This window comes from Tepidimonas aquatica (genome assembly GCF_007556585.1).
GTDB classification, from domain to species: Bacteria; Pseudomonadota; Gammaproteobacteria; order Burkholderiales; family Burkholderiaceae_C; genus Tepidimonas; species Tepidimonas aquatica.
This window is the reverse complement of record NZ_VJNA01000031.1, coordinates 1-16,242: the sequence shown is the minus strand read 5'-3', so window position 1 is coordinate 16,242 and position 16,242 is coordinate 1. Positions and strand designations below refer to the sequence as shown.

The 16,242-nt window shown below is 70.1% G+C and carries 14 protein-coding genes and 1 tRNA gene; 3 read left to right on the top strand and 12 right to left on the bottom strand.

Features of this window, described 5'->3' with window-relative positions; translation table 11 throughout:
- Nucleotides 1-38: 38 nt before the first annotated feature.
- Nucleotides 39-389 carry a DUF5368 family protein gene (locus Taqua_RS10760; RefSeq protein WP_132961738.1) on the bottom strand — a complete coding sequence of 117 codons (351 nt, stop codon included), beginning with the start codon at nucleotides 387-389 and terminating at the stop codon, nucleotides 39-41.
- A 21-nt stretch (nucleotides 390-410) separates the two neighbouring features.
- Entirely contained in the window at nucleotides 411-1,751 is a 1,341-nt protein-coding gene (locus Taqua_RS10755; protein WP_246094694.1) for an NAD(P)/FAD-dependent oxidoreductase, read from the bottom strand.
- A gap of 110 nt (nucleotides 1,752-1,861) precedes the next feature.
- Between Taqua_RS10755 and Taqua_RS10750 the strand changes: the two genes are divergently transcribed.
- Nucleotides 1,862-2,308, top strand: a complete 447-nt coding sequence (locus Taqua_RS10750) for an OsmC family protein (protein ID WP_144326652.1) — start codon at nucleotides 1,862-1,864, stop codon at nucleotides 2,306-2,308.
- Here Taqua_RS10750 and Taqua_RS10745 read toward each other — a convergent pair.
- From Taqua_RS10745 to Taqua_RS10725, 5 genes are all read right to left on the bottom strand, one after another.
- On the bottom strand, nucleotides 2,298-3,218 hold the full coding sequence (locus Taqua_RS10745; protein WP_144326651.1) for a recombination-associated protein RdgC: 921 nt from the start codon (nucleotides 3,216-3,218) through the stop codon (nucleotides 2,298-2,300). The genes Taqua_RS10750 and Taqua_RS10745 overlap by 11 nt on opposite strands.
- A gap of 85 nt (nucleotides 3,219-3,303) precedes the next feature.
- A tRNA-Gly gene (locus Taqua_RS10740) sits at nucleotides 3,304-3,377 on the bottom strand.
- Between the two features lie 67 nt (nucleotides 3,378-3,444).
- Nucleotides 3,445-4,923, bottom strand: a complete 1,479-nt coding sequence (locus Taqua_RS10735) for an NAD-dependent succinate-semialdehyde dehydrogenase (protein ID WP_144326650.1) — start codon at nucleotides 4,921-4,923, stop codon at nucleotides 3,445-3,447.
- A gap of 162 nt (nucleotides 4,924-5,085) precedes the next feature.
- The gene (locus Taqua_RS10730) at nucleotides 5,086-6,258 is read right to left on the bottom strand and encodes a CaiB/BaiF CoA transferase family protein (RefSeq protein ID WP_144326649.1); all 1,173 of its coding nucleotides are present in this window, start codon (nucleotides 6,256-6,258) and stop codon (nucleotides 5,086-5,088) included.
- Nucleotides 6,259-6,273: 15 nt separating this feature from the next.
- Nucleotides 6,274-7,461, bottom strand: a complete 1,188-nt coding sequence (locus tag Taqua_RS10725) for an acyl-CoA dehydrogenase (RefSeq protein WP_144326648.1) — start codon at nucleotides 7,459-7,461, stop codon at nucleotides 6,274-6,276.
- A 193-nt stretch (nucleotides 7,462-7,654) separates the two neighbouring features.
- On the opposite strand from Taqua_RS10725, the gene Taqua_RS10720 reads away from it, so the two are divergent.
- Entirely contained in the window at nucleotides 7,655-8,572 is a 918-nt protein-coding gene (locus Taqua_RS10720) for a LysR substrate-binding domain-containing protein (protein ID WP_144326647.1), read from the top strand.
- Between the two features lie 112 nt (nucleotides 8,573-8,684).
- On the opposite strand, the gene gabT is transcribed toward Taqua_RS10720, so the two are convergent.
- A complete protein-coding gene (gabT, locus tag Taqua_RS10715; protein WP_144326646.1) occupies nucleotides 8,685-9,995 on the bottom strand; it encodes a 4-aminobutyrate--2-oxoglutarate transaminase in 1,311 nt (436 codons plus the stop codon).
- Nucleotides 9,996-10,130: 135 nt separating this feature from the next.
- Between gabT and Taqua_RS10710 the strand changes: the two genes are divergently transcribed.
- Nucleotides 10,131-11,531 (top strand): aminotransferase-like domain-containing protein, encoded by a 1,401-nt coding sequence (locus tag Taqua_RS10710; RefSeq protein WP_144326645.1) that lies wholly within the window; start codon nucleotides 10,131-10,133, stop codon nucleotides 11,529-11,531.
- 12 nt (nucleotides 11,532-11,543) lie between these two features.
- On the opposite strand, the gene Taqua_RS10705 is transcribed toward Taqua_RS10710, so the two are convergent.
- The 4 genes from Taqua_RS10705 to Taqua_RS10690 all read right to left on the bottom strand — a co-directional run bounded on the left by Taqua_RS10705 (nucleotide 11,544) and on the right by Taqua_RS10690 (nucleotide 16,131).
- Nucleotides 11,544-12,908 (bottom strand): MBL fold metallo-hydrolase RNA specificity domain-containing protein, encoded by a 1,365-nt coding sequence (locus Taqua_RS10705; RefSeq protein WP_144326644.1) that lies wholly within the window; start codon nucleotides 12,906-12,908, stop codon nucleotides 11,544-11,546.
- Between the two features lie 78 nt (nucleotides 12,909-12,986).
- Nucleotides 12,987-14,363, bottom strand: a complete 1,377-nt coding sequence (gene pelG, locus Taqua_RS10700; protein ID WP_132961726.1) for an exopolysaccharide Pel transporter PelG — start codon at nucleotides 14,361-14,363, stop codon at nucleotides 12,987-12,989.
- 2 nt (nucleotides 14,364-14,365) lie between these two features.
- Nucleotides 14,366-15,880 (bottom strand): GT4 family glycosyltransferase PelF, encoded by a 1,515-nt coding sequence (pelF, locus tag Taqua_RS10695; RefSeq protein WP_132961725.1) that lies wholly within the window; start codon nucleotides 15,878-15,880, stop codon nucleotides 14,366-14,368.
- On the bottom strand, nucleotides 15,877-16,131 hold the full coding sequence (locus Taqua_RS10690) for a hypothetical protein (RefSeq protein WP_144326643.1): 255 nt from the start codon (nucleotides 16,129-16,131) through the stop codon (nucleotides 15,877-15,879). Before Taqua_RS10690 ends, pelF begins: the two co-directional genes overlap by 4 nt.
- Between the last annotated feature and the right edge of the window lie 111 nt (nucleotides 16,132-16,242).

The following is a 16,242-nucleotide window of genomic DNA, read 5'->3' as shown; positions in this document are numbered from 1 at the left end:
TGCCGGCACTACGCCGCACCAAGGGGGCTTCGACGCCGTCACGCGCGGGGCTTGGGCCACAGCAGGCCCAGCACGGTGTAGGCGGCCACGGTGGTGGCGACAAAACCCACGCCGTACACGATCAGGATCAAAAACCAGTCCGCCGGACCGGCTGCGTCGGTGAAGCCGGACGATGACACGATGGCCATGATCACCAGCGCCAGTCCGCCACCCAGCAGTCCGAGCAGTTCGGCGCGCACCAAGCGGCGCGAGACCAAGGCGCCCTCGCGCCGCCACACCCAGACGAAGCCGACCACCGCCGCCAGCGCCAACAACGGCAGCAGCCACAGCAGCGGGCCCAGCATTTCCTGAAACACCGCCAAAAACACCATCGGGTCGTACTCTTTCATCGTGGACTCCTCCAGCGGGGCTCAGGCGCGGCCACGCAGCATGCTGATGTAGGTGGGCTTGAGGGCCATCGTCTTCATGACCCAGCTCACCCACAGCTCCTCCAGCGGGGCGATGAAGCCGGGGAACGATTCGTACAGGTTGTCGTGGTAGTCGAACTCGATCAACATCGCGCGCCCCAGGCGGGTAATCAAGGGGCACGAGGTGTAGCCGTTGTAACGCTCCTCAGAAGGGCGTCCGGCGAGATCGCCAACCAAGTGATCGACGGCAACGGGTACCTGCCACTTGACACTGGCCGCGGTTTTGCCCTTGGGCACACCGGCGATGTCGCCCAGGCCGAAGATGTTGGCGTAGCGCTTGTGGCGTAGGGTCTCGCGATCCACCTCCAGCCAGCTTTCGCGTGCGAACGGACCGTCCTGCCACGGCAGCGGGCTGTTGCGCACCACCGCCGGGGCGCGCATCGGCGGCACCACGTGGATGAAGTCCCAGCGCAGCTCGGTGCGCCCCGCGGGGGTTTCGTAGGTCGCGATGCGCCGGCCGGGGTCCAGCGCCACGAGGCGGTGTTCCATGTGGGTTTGGATACCGCGCTGGGCGAACAGCATGCGCACCTTCTCGGCCACGATCGGCACCGAGAACAAGGTTTTTTGCGGCGCCAGGTAGTGCAGCTCGGCCCGGCCGCGCTGGCGGGCGCGGCGCAGGCGGTCGTTGGTGATGAAGGTGTACTTCAGCGGCGCGCCGGCGCACTTCATGTCGGTGTGGGGGCGTCCCATCAGCGCCACGCCACCCTGGTTGGCGAAGCGTTGCATCGACTGCCACGTCAGTTCGGCCGCCTGCGGGCTGTGGTACACGCTGCCGATGCCCTCTTTGCCGATCAGCCCGATGTCCATGCCCTCGATGGCGCCGTAATTCAGCTCCAGCCCACAGGCCACGATCAAGTAGTCGTAGGGGATGGTGCGCCCGTCGGTCGTCACGACTTTGCGGGCCTCGGGGTCGATTTCGGCCGCGGCTTGCTGCACCCAATCGACGCCCTGGGGGATGTAGTCCTGGGTGCTCGACAGCACGTACGACGCGGGCTTGATGCCCGCCCCGACCAAGGTGAAGCCCGGCTGGTACAAGTGCTCGCGCCGGGCATCGATCAACGTGATCTGCGCACCCTGCAGCCGTTTGGCCAGGCGCGACGCGCTGGCCAGGCCCGCGGCGCCGGCCCCGACGATGGCGATGCGGGCGGATGTTTTCACCGTTGACGGGGGCGCGGCGTGCGCGCCGCGGGGCAGGGCGGCCATCCCACCCAGGGCAGCGGCGCCGCTGGCGATGGCGGCCACGCGCGCCAGGGCGGCGCGTCGGTCCAATCGTGGCGAAGTCACGGTTGCCTCCTATAGGTACTCTACAGGGTATGTATGATGGTTGCTGTGAGCGATGACGGGTTTGATAAAACGCAAACCCGCCTGCCTTCTGACCTAGGAGTATCCCCAGTATGGCCCAGAACGTGACCGTGACCGTGACCCGCCGCAGCGGGTACCAGTTTGAGATCGACTTTGGCGCGGCGCTGCCCGCCGTGTTCAGCGACGAGCCGCCGCCGCTGGGGCTGGGGCAGGGGCCCACGCCCAACCACTTGCTGCTGGCGGCGGTGGCCAACTGCCTGTCGGCCAGTCTGACCTTTGCGCTGAGCAAGTTCAAAAACGATCCCGGCACGTTGCGTGCGGTGGCCCGCTCGACGGTGGACCGCAACGCCCAGGGGCGGCTGCGCATCCAGCGCATCGAGGTCGAGATTCAGTTGCAGCGCCCGGGCGCGGACTACGAGCACCTGGACCGCATCCTGGCCCAGTTCGAGGACTTTTGCACCGTCTCGATGAGCGTGCGCGAGGGTATCCCGATCGACGTGCGCGTGCTCGACGGCAGCGGCGCCGTGCTCAAGGGGTGAGCGCGGCGGCACCCGGCTGCAGGCCACCCAGCGCGCCAACCAGGTCGTCCAGCAGGGCGCTGAGCTCACCGGTGGCCAGCGCGGCGTCGGCGTCGAAGCCGCGGTCACCCTCGGCTTGGGCGTCACGCTCGAACACGCCGTCGGCAAACACAATGCGGCGCAGCTGCAGCGACTCGGTCAGCACAAACTGCACGCGCCCGTCCCAGTCCAGCGCCAGCCGGGTCGGGCGCTTGCCTTGCGCCAGGTGCTGGCGCATCTGCTGCACGTCCAGCACGTGGCGCGCAAAGCGCACCACCGGCGGGCTGTCGCCATCGCCTTTGAGCTCCACCTCGCGTCCGGGGGCGAAGTGCGCCGGCCAGTCCTGCGGCTCGGCGGCCAGCCAGCCGGCCATCGCGCTACCCGGGGCCAACGCGGTGCTCAGCGGCTCCAGCCGCAGCCCGTCGATGGCCTTGACCAACGCCGTCGTCACCGCGTCGACCCGCCGTGCCGTCGTGGTGTCGAGCATCAGCCGCTGCGCGCGCGCATCCAGCCACACCGCCACTTCGGTGGCCTGGGCAAACGCCAGCGGCAGCAGCTCCTGGGTGATTTGTTCTTTCAACTCGCGCTGTTCGCGCCGGCCGGGCTGGCGGCCTTCGCTGGCTTCGATATGGGCGCAGCGGGCCTGCAGCTCACGCTTGACCACGGCGGCCGGCACGCGTTTGGTCTCCAGCCGCCAGCGCATCAGCCAATGGCCGGCCACCGACTCGACCAGCGGGGCATGGGGTTCGCCGCGCGGCGGTACCCAACCATGGCTTTCGGTTTGCGTGGGGCCGCACGGCGTGAAGGGCTGCGCCTGCAACGCCTGCTCCACCTGCTCCAGTGTGGTGCGCAGGGGTTCGCCGAGCCGCAACACGGTCAGGTTTTTCAACATTGGATGGGCCTGGTGCGCTTGAGGGTCACGCCGACGATGCGCCGGCGCAAACAAAAAGCCCGGCGGGTGCGGGCTTGCTGAGAACTGGAGCGGCTGATGGGAATCGAACCCACGTCTTGAGCTTGGGAAGCTCAGGTCCTACCATTGAACGACAGCCGCGTGCAACTGCCGCTTATTGTAGCGGAACGCACCGGCACCCGCGCAGGCGCCGGCAGCTGCTGCGCGTTCACTTTAGTACGTCGCCGATGCAGACGTACTTGATCTCGACGTACTCGTCGATGCCGTGGTGGGAGCCCTCGCGCCCAAGGCCAGACTGCTTGACGCCACCAAACGGCACGTGCTCGGTGGCCAGGATGCCGACGTTGACCCCGACCATGCCGTATTCCAGCGCCTCGGCCACGCGCCAGATACGGCCGATGTCTCGGCTGTAGAAGTAGCCGGCCAAGCCGTACTCGGTGTCGTTGGCCATGTGCACCACCTCGTCTTCGGTGCGGAACTTGAACACCGGAGCAAACGGCCCGAAGGTTTCCTCGCGCGCGCACAGCATGTCGGGCGTGGCGTCGGCCACCACCGTCGGCGCGTAAAACAGCCCCCCGAGCCGGTGTCCACCGGTCAGCAGCCGCGCCCCTTTGGCCAGCGCGTCGTCAACATGGCGCTGGACTTTTTCCACGGCGGCTTCCTCGATCAGCGGCCCCTGGTTGACCCCTTCGTCGAAGCCGTTGCCGACCTTGGCTGTGGCCACCTTGGCTGCGAACTTGTGCACAAACGCTTCGTACACACCTTCCTGCACGTAAATGCGGTTGGAGCAAACGCAGGTTTGGCCGGCGTTGCGGTATTTGCTGGCAAACGCACCCTCGACGGCGCTGTCGATGTCAGCGTCGTCGAAGACGATGAAGGGCGCGTTGCCGCCCAGCTCCAGCGACAGTTTTTTGATCGTCGGCGCGCTTTGCGCCATCAGGATGCGGCCGACCTCGGTGGAGCCGGTGAAGCTGAGGTGCCGCACCACGGGGCTGGCGCACAGCACCTTGCCGATGGCCACGCTGCCCGGGCCGTCGCTGGTGAGCACGTTGAGCACGCCCGCCGGAATGCCCGCACGCAGTGCCAGCTCGGCCGCCGCCAGCGCGGTCAGCGGGGTTTGTTCGGCCGGCTTGATGACCACCGTGCAGCCTGCCGCCAGCGCCGGGGCGACCTTGCGCGTGATCATGGCCAGCGGGAAGTTCCACGGCGTGATGGCCGCGCACACCCCGATGGGCTGCTTGAGCACCAGCAGCCGGCGGTTGTTGTCAAACTGGGGCAGCGTCTCGCCGTTGACGCGCTTGGCTTCCTCGGCAAACCACTCGACGAAGCTGGCACCGTAGACCACCTCGCCCTTGGCCTCGGGCAGCGGCTTGCCCTGCTCGGCGGTCATCAGCCGTCCCAGGTCGTCCTGGTTGGCCATCAGCAAGTCGTACCACTTGCGCAGAATGTTGGCGCGCTCCTTGGCGGTTTTGTTGCGCCAGGCCGGCCAGGCGGCCTGCGCCGCGGCGATGGCGGCCTCGGCCTCGGCCACGCCGAGCCGGGCCACCTCCGCGAGCTTGGCCCCGGTGGCCGGGTCGTGCACGGCAAAGCGCGCCGGGCCGGCCACCCAGCAGCCGTCGATCAGCGCGTCGGTTTTCAGCAGCGTGGGGTCACGCAGCAGGGCAAGCGGTGAGGTCGGCATGTCCATCGGGAAACTCCATCCATCCAAGCTCCAGCGATCGCCGTACTGTAGCCCGGCTGGCGTGCGCGTGGCGGTACAGCGCGCGACAGCCGGCACGCCGTTGTGTCGGGCTGCGGGCCGGTACAGCCTCGGGGTCTTGCCAAAGGGGGCAGGCCCCGGTACCTCGGGTCAGGACCATTCGGCCGCCGCCGCGCCCAACCCCGGCGGCGGCAGCTCCGCCAGGGGCCGCTCGCCGTCGAAGCGCACCGGGTGCGCCACCATCGGCGGGCGCGGGCCGTTGGCGGGGAGTACCAGGCCGCGCGCGCGGGTGTGCGGGTGGGCCATCACCTGGGCCAGGTCGTGGATCGGCGCGCACGGCACGCCGGCGGCCTGCAGCGCCTGCACCCAGTCGGCGGTGGGGCGCGCGCGCAGCCAGTCGGCCACGAGCGGCACAAGCTCGCCGCGGTGCTGCACGCGCGCCGGGTTGGTGGCGTAGCGCGGGTCGCGCGCCACTTCCGGGTGGCCGGCCACCTCGCAGAAGCGGGCGAACTGCGCGTCGTTGCCGACCGCCAGCACCAGGCGCCCGTCGGCGGTGGCAAACGCCTGGTACGGCACGATGTTGGGGTGGGCGTTGCCGAGGCGCCGCGGCGTGGTGCCGCCGACCAGCTGGTTGGCCGCCTGGTTGGCCAGCATCGCCACCGCGACGTCGAACAGCGCCACGTCCAGCACGCGCCCGCGGCCGGTGCGGGCGCGTTCGTGCAGGGCGGCCAGGATGGCGGTGGCGGCGTAGAGGCCGGTCATCAGATCGACCACCGCCACGCCGACCTTCAGCGGCTCGCCGTCGGGCTCGCCGGTGATGCTCATCAGGCCGGCCTCGGCCTGGATGGCGAAGTCGTAACCGGGCTTGGACGCCAGCGGCCCGCTCTGGCCGTAGCCGGTGATGGAGCAGTAGATCAGGCGCGGGTTCAGGCGCGTGAGGCTCGCGGCATCCAGCCCGACCTTGGCCAGTTGGCCGACCTTGTAGTTTTCCAGCAGCACGTCGGCCTCGGCGGCCAGGCGCCGCACCTGCGCGATGCCGTCGGGGTGGGTGAGGTCCAGCGCCACCGAGCGCTTGCCGCGGTTGGCGCAGATGAAGTAGGCCGACTGGCGCTGCGGCCCTTCGCCCCACCACGGTGGACCCCAGGCGCGGGTGTCGTCGCCGCTGCCGGGGCGCTCGACCTTGAGCACCTCCGCGCCGTAGTCGGCCAGGATCTGGCTGGCCCACGGGCCGGCCAGCACGCGCGACAGGTCCAGCACGCGCACGCCGCGCAGCGGCTGCGGCGGGCCGCCGGGCGCGTCAGGGGGCGGAGCGGGAGTGTCCATCACCAGCCCCAGGGTTCAGTTGGCGAACGCCGCGATGCCGGTGATGGCGCGGCCCAGGATCAGCGCGTGGATGTCGTGCGTGCCTTCGTAGGTGTTGACGACTTCCAGGTTGACCAGGTGGCGCGCCACGCCGTATTCGTCGCTGATGCCGTTGCCGCCCATCATGTCGCGCGCCATGCGGGCAATCTCCAGCGCCTTGCCGCAGCTGTTGCGCTTGCAGACGCTGGTGAGCTCCACCGGCGCGCGGCCCTCGTCCTTAAGCCGCCCGAGCCGGAGGCACGCCTGCAGGCCGATGCCGATTTCGGTCAGCATGTCCGCAAGCTTCTTCTGGATCAGCTGGTTGGCCGCCAGCGGCCGGCCAAACTGGTGCCGATCCAGCACATACTGGCGCGCGCGCTGGTAGCAGTCCTCCGCCGCGCCGAGCGCCCCCCACGCGATGCCGTAGCGCGCGCTGTTGAGGCAGGTGAAGGGGCCCTTGAGGCCGCGTATGTCGGGGAAGGCGTTCTCCTCGGGGCAGAAGACGTCGTCCATCACGATCTCGCCGGTGATGGAGGTGCGCAAGCCGACCTTGCCGTGGATGGCCGGGGCCGACAGGCCCGGCCAGCCCTTCTCCAGCACGAAGCCGCGGATCTGGCCTTCGTCGTCCTTGGCCCAGACGACGAACACGTCGGCGATCGGCGCGTTGGTGATCCACGTCTTGGCGCCGCTCAAGCGCCAGCCGCCCGGCACCTTGCGCGCGCGCGTGGCCATGCTGCCGGGGTCGGAGCCGTGGTTCGGCTCCGTCAGGCCGAAGCACCCCACCCACTCGCCGCGGGCGAGCTTGGGCAGGTATCGCTGTCGCTGCGCCTCGGTGCCGAATTCGAAGATCGGCAGCATCACCAGCGAGCTCTGCACGCTCATCATGCTGCGGTAGCCGCTGTCGATGCGCTCGATCTCGCGCGCGATGAGGCCGTAGCTGACGTAGTTGAGGCCGGCGCCGCCGTAGGCCTCGGGGATGGTGGGGCCGAGCAGGCCGAGCTCGCCCATCTCGTGAAAGATCGCGCGGTCGGTCTGCTCGTGGCGGAAGGCGTGCTGCACGCGCGGCAGCAGCTTGTCCTGACAGTAAGCGCGCGCGGCGTCGCGCACGGCGCGCTCCTCCGGCAGCAGCTGGTCGTCGAGGAAGAACGGGTCGGCCCAATCGAAGGCGGTCTTGGTCGGTTTCATGATGCGGATGTCGGGAGTCGGGCAAGCGGGATGGCATCCTTGGGCTGCTGGCTTCAGGTATGCCGCAGCGGAATCCTAGACCGGCGCGCGCTCTGGAGCAAACGATTTTTTCTGGTGGTGATATGAGGTTTTCGTATATCTTATGCGCGGCAGTCATAAAATATGACTGGCAGTCATACTTTTCGCCTGCCCCATGCGCCGCCGTCTTCCCACCCTGCAGGCCCTGCAATGCTTCGAGGCCGCCGCGCGCCACCAGAGCTTTTCCCGCGCGGCGCAGGAGCTGGCGCTGACGCAGGGGGCGGTGTCGCGCCAGGTGGCGGGGCTGGAGGGCATGCTCGGCGTCAAGCTGTTTCGCCGCACGCAGCACGGCATGGCCCTGACCCCGGCAGGAGCGGATTACGCGCGGCAGGTCCGCCTGCGGCTGGAGGCGCTGGAGCGCGACACCGTCGACCTGATGGCCCGCCGCGGTCAGGGCGACAGCGTCACGCTGGCCACGGTGCCCACCTTTGCCACGCGCTGGCTGATCCCGCGCCTGCCGCGGCTGGCGGCGCGTCACCCGCAGCTGCTGGTGCACCTGGAGACGCGCACGCGCCCGTTCCTGTTTCCCGACAGCGGGCTGGAGGCGGCGCTGTGGGCCGGCACGCCCGAGCAGCTGCGCCAATGGGCCGGCACGCGGGCCACGCACCTGCTGGACGAGGAGGTGCTGCCGGTGTGCAGCCCGCGGTTGCTGCCCAACGGGCAGCCGTTGCCACCGCAGGAACTGGCCGGCCTGCCGTTGCTGCAGCAGTCCACCCGGCCCGACGCCTGGCGGCGCTGGTTCGAGGCCCAAGGCGTGGAGGCCCCGCACGCGATGGCCGGGCCGCGCTATGAGCTGTTCTCGATGCAGGCCGCAGCCGCCATCGCCGGGCTGGGCGTGGCGCTGATGCCGACGCTGCTGGTGCAGCAGGAGCTGAGCCGCGGCGAGCTGGTGGTGGCGTGCGCCGCGCCGCTGCGCGGCGAGCGCGCCTACTACCTGGTGCAGCCCGACGGGCCCGAGCGCGAGGCGCTCGTGCGCCTGCGCGAGTGGCTGCTGGAGGAGTGCGGGGCCGCGGCCCGCTTGCCGCTGGAGTGACCCAACATCCTTGCAAATCTGGAGTCGCGCTCCATCATTGCAAGGATGATCGAGCGGCGGCAGCGGGCGATGCTGCCTCGTGGCGACGGCGCTGGCCGAGCCCCGACGTCGGTCAGCTTTTCGCCGCTGCCAGCGCCGCTTCCATGATCGCCAGCCCCTCGTCGAGCAGCGCGTCGCTGGCGGTCAGCGGCACGAGGATGCGGATCACGTTGCCGTGGAGGCCGCACGACAGCAGCACCAGCCCGCGCTGCAGCGCCTCGGCGCACAGGCGCCGCGTCAGCTCGGCGGCGGGGCGGCTGAGGTCGCCGCCCTCGAACAGCTCGACGGCCACCATGGCCCCCAGGCCCCGCACGTCGCGGATTTCGGCGTGGCGCGCCATCATCGCGGTCAGGCCCGCGCGCAGGCGCTCGCCGATGGCGCGGCTGCGCTCCAGCAGCCGCTCCTCCTCGAACACGTCCAGCACCGCCAGGGCCGCGGCGCACGCCAGCGGATGCCCGGCGTAGGTGCCGCCGAGCCCCCCCGGCGGCACCTTGTCCATCAGCTCGGCGCGGCCGATGACGGCGGAGATCGGAAAGCCCCCCGCCATGCTCTTGGCCATCGTGACCATGTCCGGCGCCACGCCCCACTGCTCGCAGGCCAGCCACGTGCCGGTGCGGCCCGCGCCGGTCTGCACTTCGTCGGCGATGAAGACGATGCCGTGCTCGTCGCACAGCCGGCGCAGCGCGCGCGCAAACTCGAACGGGGCGACGTAGAAGCCGCCTTCGCCCTGCACCGGCTCCAGGATGATGGCGGCCACGCGCTGCGGCTCGATGTCGTATTTGAAGAGGCGCTGCAGGCTGCGCAGCGCGTCTTCCACCGTCACGCCGTGCAGCGCGTTGGGGTATTCGGCGTGGTAGACCTCGGCCGGAAACGGCCCGAAGCCCGCCTTGTAGGGTGCGACCTTGCCGGTCAGCGCCATGCCCAGCAGCGTGCGACCATGAAAGCCGCCGCCAAAGGCAATGACGCCCTGGCGGCCGGTGGCGGCGCGGGCGATCTTGACGGCGTTTTCCACTGCCTCCGCGCCGGTGGAGAGGAAGAACGCCTTCTTGGCGAAGTCGCCGGGGGTCTTCGCGATCAGGCGCTCGGCCAGCTCCACGTAGGGCTCGTAGGCCAGCACCTGAAAGCACGTGTGGTGCAGCTTGTCGAGCTGCGCCTTGACGGCCTCGACGATCTTCGGGTGGCGGTGGCCGGTGTTGAGCACCGCGATGCCGCCGGCGAAGTCGATGTAGCGGCGGCCCTCGACGTCCCAGACTTCAGCGCCTTCGGCCCGTTCGGCGAAGACTTCGTGCGTCTGGCCCAGGCCGGCGGGCAGCGCGGCGCGGCGGCGCGCCATCAGGGCGGCGTTGGTGCGGGTGGCGGCGGGCAGGTTCGGGTCACGGTGCATGGTCGGTCTCTCCTGGGGCGGGCGCGCGGCGCGCGGATCAGGCCCTGATCATCCGCGCCTGGTGCGGCCGCTACCATATACACCCGCACGGCCGCACGCGGGCGCTGTACCGCCGGCCGGACCGGTACAGAGCCGATGTTCGCCCTCGACCCCCAGAGCCCGACGCCGCTGGTGCAGCAGATCGTGGACGGCTTTCGCGAGCTGATCCGCGCCGGCGTGCTGCGCCCCGGCGCGAAGGCGCCGTCGATCCGGCAGTTCGCGCACGCGCACGGCGTCAGCGTCTACACCGTGGTGGACGCCTACGACCGGCTGGTGGCGCTGGGCTACTTCGTCTCGCGGCCGCACTCGGGGTTCTTCGTGCGCAGCCGCGACGTGCGGACAGAGACTGCCGCCGAGGCCGGGCCGCAGTTCCACTTCGACTCGATGTGGTACCTGCGGCGCGTGTTCGAGAACCGCAACCTGCGCCTCAAGCCCGGCTGCGGCTGGCTGCCGCACGACTGGCTGTTCGGCGACGGCGTGCGGCGCAGCCTGCGCGCGCTGGCGGCGCAGGAGGTCGATCTGGGCGGCTATGGCGAGCCCAAGGGCTACACGCCGCTGCGCCAGCTGGTGCGCGACCTGCTGGCCGAGCAGGAGATCGCGCTGACCTGCGACCAGGTGCTGCTGACGCACGGCTCCAGCCAGGCCATGGATCTGGTGGCGCGCCGCCTGGTGCGTCCGGGCGACGCGGTGCTGGTGGACGAGCCGGGCTACCCGAACCTGCTGTTCTCGCTGCGCTTCCTGGGGGCGCGGCTGATCGGCGTGCCGCGCACCCCGTGGGGCTGGGACCTGGCGACGCTGGAGGCGCGCATCGCCGAGCACGCCCCGAAGGTGCTGTTCACCCAGCCGCGGCTGCACAGCCCCACCGGCTCGGTGGCCAACCTGGCGCAGCTGCACCGGCTGCTGCAGCTGGCCGAACGGCACGGCCTGCGCATCGTCGAGAACGACATCTACGCCGACCTCGACCCGGAGCCGCGGCCCTCGCTCGCCAGCCTCGACCAGTTGCAGCGCGTCGTCCACATCGGCAGCTTCTCCAAGACCGTCTCGCCCAACCTGCGCGTGGGCTTCGTGGCCGCGCATCCCGAGGTGCTGGAGGATCTGGCGCAGCTGAAGATGATCTCCGGCCTGACGTCGTCGGAATTCGCCGAGCGCCTCACCTTCGGGGCGCTGACCGACGGGCGCTGGCGCAAGCACCTGCGCGGCCTGCGCCAGCGCCTCGCCGGTGCCCAGCAGGCCACCGCCGAGCGGCTGCAGCGGCTGGGCTTCGAGCTGTTCGCCCAGCCCGGCGCCGGCATGTTCCTGTGGGCGCGCCACCCGGCGATCGACAACGCCTCGACGCTGGCCTACCAGGCCGCCGAGCACGACATCCTGCTCGGCCCCGGGCACCTGTTCGGCCTGGATCTGGCGCCCAGCCCCTGGCTGCGCTTCAACGTCGCGTTCTGCGACGACGAGGCGCTGTGGGGGTTTCTCGCCTCGGCCACCGCCGGGCGCGGCGGCTGAGGCGCGTCCGCGTCACACCTCCCACACCGCCCCGTGCTCCGGCACGAGGGCGGTGCGGCGCAGTTCGCGCTCGATGCGGCAGCGCAGCGTGTCGGCGGCGTCAGGCTCGCCGTGCACGACGAAAGTGTGCCGCGGCTGGCCCGGGATCGCGCGCAGCCAGGCCAGCAGCCCCTCGCCGTCGGCGTGGGCGGAGGCCGACAGCAGCTGCGCCACCTCGGCGCGCACCGGCCAGTCCTCGCCGTGGATGCGCAGACTGGCGGCCCCGCGCTGCAGCGTGTCACCGCGCGTGCCGGGGGCCTGGTAGCCGGTCAGGATGACCATGTGCCGGTGGTCGCCGAGGTAGAGCTTGAGGTGGTGCAGCACCCGGCCCCCGGTGGCCATGCCGCTGCCGGCCAGGATCACCTTCGGCCCATGATGGCGCGCGATGGCCTTCGATTCGTCCGGCGTCATCGCTGCCTTGACCGTGCGCGTCATCTGCTGCACCTCGTGGTGGCTGAGGCGGTGCTCGCCGAGGTGGCGCTCCAGCAGCGCGGTGGCATGGATCGCCATCGGGCTGTCGAGATAGACCGGCAGCGCCGCCGGCAGGAGATGCTGGCGCTTGAGTTGGGCGATGGCATGCAGGATGGCTTGCGCCCGCCCGACCGCGAACACCGGCACCACGGCGGTGCCACCGCGCGCCGCCACGCGCGCCATTAGCGGCGCCAGCTCCTCGATCAGATCGGTGTCGGGGTGCTGTCGGTTGCCGTAGGTGGATTCGACCACCACCGCGTCGGCCTGCGGCGGCGGATCGGGTGGCAGCATCATCAGGTCGTCGGCGCGGCCGAGGTCACCGGAAAACAGGATGCGGCGTCCGCCCACCTCCACCAGCACCTGCGCCGCCCCCAGAATGTGGCCGGCGCCGAAGAACTGCACGCGCCAGCCGCGCAGCGGCTCGAACGGCTGGTAGACCGGTTGCGGCCGCAGCAGGCGCAGCGCGTGCTCGGCATCGGCCACCGTGTACAGCGGCAGCGCCGGGCTGTGCCTGGAGTAGCCGTGCCGGTTGGCGTAGGCGGCGTCCTCCTCCTGCAGGTGGGCGCTGTCCGGCAGCAGGATCTCGCACAGGTCGCGCGTGGCGTGCGTGCACCAGACCTTGCCGCGAAAGCCCTCGCGCACCAGCAGCGGCAGGTGGCCGCTGTGGTCCAGGTGCGCGTGCGTCAGCACCACCGCGCCGATCTGCCCCGGCACCACCGGCAGCGGCGCGCGGTTGCGCAGCCGCAGCGCCTTGTAGCCCTGGAACAGGCCGCAATCGACCAGCAGCTGCTGGCCATCGTGGCGCAGGAGGTACTTGGAGCCGGTGACGGTGCCGGCTCCGCCGAGGAACTGGATCGTGACGGTCATGGGGCCATCGTACCCCAGACCGCCGGGGCCGGGTGCGGGGGTTTGGCGATGCGTGGCCGCGGCCGCCGGCTTGAGCTCTCACGGCTGTTTCATGAAGGTGTCGAAAACGATCCGGCCCAGGCACCGATCCAGCCGCACCAGCCCCAGCGCCACCGTCAGCAGCGCGGCAGCGGCAAAGCCGTAGCCGTAAAACGATGGCCCTAAGGCCAGGCTCAGCAGCGTCAAAACCACGTTGGCGACGAAGAACACGACGGTCAGCAGTGCCACGTCGTGCCGCCGGTCAAAGTAATAGAGCACGTTGATCAGCGCCAGGATCATGACTTGCAGCCCGGCGCCGATCACCTGCACGTAAAAGAGCGGCAGCAGCGCCGCATCCAGCCCGAGCAGCTCAAACGAGGCCGGCCCCGCCAGCAGCGCTAGCAAGGTGGCAATCGCTTGCCACTTGCCGATTTCCGCCAGCCCCGTGCGCACGGTCAGGATCATTTCATCGCGCAGGGTTTGGATGTGGGTCAGGCTGCCGCCGCCGCGCACGGCGTCGTAATACTTGTCGTAATACTCGACAAAGTCGGTTTCGATGCGCACGAGAAAAATCGCCATGCCAGGCACGATGGCCAGGTAGGCCAGAAACACCGGCACGTCATACACCGGGCTGCTGCGCAGCACGCTGATGACTTCCACCGAGGTGCCGGGGGCGAGCCAAAAGATGAATTTGTCGGCCCACACCGCCAGGTTGAAAGCCGTGCCGGCGAGCCACAGGCTGGGGTAGAAGCGGGGCTGGCGCAGCCAATCCAGCCCCACCCAGTGGGCGGAGGGGTAGCCGCGCACGATGACCTGCCACAGGCCGCCCAGCAGGATCAGCTGCCCGATCAAGAACGCCGCCAGCAGACCTTCCAGCCCCCAGCCGAGCAGTGAGAACGGATAGGCCAGCAACACGGTGCTGCCATAGCCGGCGGCAAACAGCGCCACCAGCGCGCGGTAGCGCTTCAGGCCCGACAGCAACACCGCCAGCATCCACACCGCGCACAGCGCCACCCAGCACGCCAGCGCGAGCACCAGGTAAAGCCCGCTGACCTCGGGCAGCCACAGCGCCACCCCGACGCCTGCCAGCGTGGCCAGCGGCAGCAGCAGCGCCAGCGTGCCGTGCAGCGCGGGCAGCACGCGCTGCGGGCGGCGTTCAAACAGGCGGTCGGCGCAGTAGCGCGTCAGCACCAGCTGCAGCCCGCCGCTGGCGATGAGGCTGCCGGCCACCAGGTACGTGACGGTGGTTTGAAATTGCGTCACCAGCGACGGCGGCACCACGATGCTGGCGCACAGGATGCCGACCAGCAGCATGCCCAGGATCGACAGCACCCACGGCCCGGAGCCGATCAGCCCGGCGTAGGCGTAGGCGCGCGCCCCGCTCCAGAACGTGCCGCGATCCAGCAGCTTGCGCAGTTCAAAGCCGATGCCAGCCATGGTCAGGCGCGCTCCAGAGCGTCGGCATAAAGCTGCCGGTAAGCGGCGTGCATGTCGCGGTCGCGGTAGCGCCGCTGCACGCGCGCCAGGCCGCGCTCGGCCATGGCATGCCAGCGCGGCGGGTCGTCCAGCAGCGCCACGATGGCATCAGCCAGCGCCGTGGGTTGCGCCGGCGGCACCACCAGCCCTGCCGGGCCCAGCGCCAGGTCGTCCGCATCCGTCGGGCAGCCTTCGATGAGCTCGCGGCAGGCGCCGACGTCGGTGCTGATGACCGGAATGCCCGCCGCCAGGCTTTCCAGCACCACCAGTGGCAGCGCCTCGCTGATGGAAGACAGCACGGTGACGCCGACGCGCGGCAGCACTTCAGGCGTGCGCTGCAGGCCCAGCATCTTGACGCGATCCTGCAGCCCGAGCTGCTCGATCAGCGTGCGGCACTCCTCGGCGTAGTCGGGGTCTTCGTCGGTGGGGCCGACGATCCAGCCTTCGATGTCAGGCCGCAGGTTGGCCACGCGGCGCATCGCGCGGATGAAGGTCTTGATGTCTTTGATGGCCACCACGCGCCCGATCAGCGCCGCCACGCGCGGAATGGCAGCCCCGGCGGGGCGGCGCGCCGCCGCCAACGCTTCCACGTCGATGCCGTTGGGGATGACGCGCGTGCGCTCGGGCGCAGCGCCGTCGCGGATTTGACGTTGCCGGTTGGCTTCGTAAAGCGACACGATGGGGTCGGCGCGCTCGTAGCAAAAACGGCCCAGCCACTCAAAGAAGCGGGCCCACATGCCGCGCAGGTAAGGCGTTTCGGTGTCGTCGCGCAGCAGCGGGTGGCGGTTGTCGGGCACCCAGGTGGCCAGCGCCAGGTCGATCTGCCGTTCCTTGGTGTAGATGCCGTGTTCGGTCAGGATCAGCGGGCGGCGGTCGCGGTGGCTCAGCAGCGCGCCGAGAAACCCCGCGTAGCCCGTGGAGATGCTGTGATACACCCGCGCCGGCGGCAACTGCCGCGCCCAGCGCGCCAGCGTCCACAGCGGCGCGTGCAGCGTGCGGCTGGTCCAGAAGTAATCGACGAACGAGGGGTCGGTGCAGTGGCGCTGGTAGCGTTCGCCGATCATCGTCCAGCTGAAGTCCGAGTGCAGATAGTGCCGGGCTTGCAGCCCGTCGTCGCGCAGCAGCGCCTCGGCCACTTCGGCCCCCAGCGTGGCAGGCGCTGACTGCAAGCCCAAAAAAACGTCGTGCCAGCGCTGCACGGCGGCTTGCCATGCCGGCGCGGGTTCGTGCAGGCGGCGGCGCACCTCGGGCGGAGGGCGCAGCTCTTGCGGCTCGAACAGCCAGATCGTGTCCAGAGCCGCCACATGGGGTGGCGGGGTATAGACCGGCGCGCCCGCTTCGCGGGCGCGCGCGCCGATATAGACCGCATGAAAGCGCAGCTGCGGGTGCGCGCGCACGAGCTGATCGACCCAGGCCGCCACCCCGCCGCGGGTGTAAGGGTAGGTGCCTTCCAGCAGCAGCATCACGTCGGCGTTCATGCGCGCGTCCAATAACGAACCACGGGTTGCAATTTGTCGCTCAGCAGCGTGGCGGGCAGCTGGCCGAGCCAGCGCCGGCACAGATCCAGTTGGTTCGCCTCGTAGGCCCACTCGGCCATGTAGGGCAGCCAGGCAGGATCCGGGCTGGGTTCGCGCGCCATCGCCTCCACCTCGGCGCGGGCGGCGTCGTGCCGGCCCAAGGCCAGCCAGGCCCGCAGCCGCAGCAGCCGTAGCCTAGGGCCTGTTAACACTACGTGCTAACATACTGCGCATGGAACTTACGCCTGCGCAATTCGCGCGTATCGAGGATTGCCTGCCGCGGCAGCGGGGCAATGTGTCGCTGGACAACCTTCAAGTGCTCA

Coding starts and splice junctions, on each gene's coding strand:
- Taqua_RS10760 (WP_132961738.1), bottom strand. CDS start 389: ATGAAAGAGTACGACCCGATGGTGTTTTTGGCGGTGTTTCAGGAAATG.
- Taqua_RS10720 (WP_144326647.1), top strand. CDS start 7,655: ATGCGCCGCCGTCTTCCCACCCTGCAGGCCCTGCAATGCTTCGAGGCC.
- pelF (WP_132961725.1), bottom strand. CDS start 15,880: ATGAACGCCGACGTGATGCTGCTGCTGGAAGGCACCTACCCTTACACC.
- Taqua_RS10750 (WP_144326652.1), top strand. CDS start 1,862: ATGGCCCAGAACGTGACCGTGACCGTGACCCGCCGCAGCGGGTACCAG.
- pelG (WP_132961726.1), bottom strand. CDS start 14,363: ATGGCTGGCATCGGCTTTGAACTGCGCAAGCTGCTGGATCGCGGCACG.
- Taqua_RS10745 (WP_144326651.1), bottom strand. CDS start 3,218: ATGTTGAAAAACCTGACCGTGTTGCGGCTCGGCGAACCCCTGCGCACC.
- Taqua_RS10705 (WP_144326644.1), bottom strand. CDS start 12,908: ATGACCGTCACGATCCAGTTCCTCGGCGGAGCCGGCACCGTCACCGGC.
- gabT (WP_144326646.1), bottom strand. CDS start 9,995: ATGCACCGTGACCCGAACCTGCCCGCCGCCACCCGCACCAACGCCGCC.
- Taqua_RS10735 (WP_144326650.1), bottom strand. CDS start 4,923: ATGGACATGCCGACCTCACCGCTTGCCCTGCTGCGTGACCCCACGCTG.
- Taqua_RS10730 (WP_144326649.1), bottom strand. CDS start 6,258: ATGGACACTCCCGCTCCGCCCCCTGACGCGCCCGGCGGCCCGCCGCAG.
- Taqua_RS10710 (WP_144326645.1), top strand. CDS start 10,131: ATGTTCGCCCTCGACCCCCAGAGCCCGACGCCGCTGGTGCAGCAGATC.
- Taqua_RS10725 (WP_144326648.1), bottom strand. CDS start 7,461: ATGAAACCGACCAAGACCGCCTTCGATTGGGCCGACCCGTTCTTCCTC.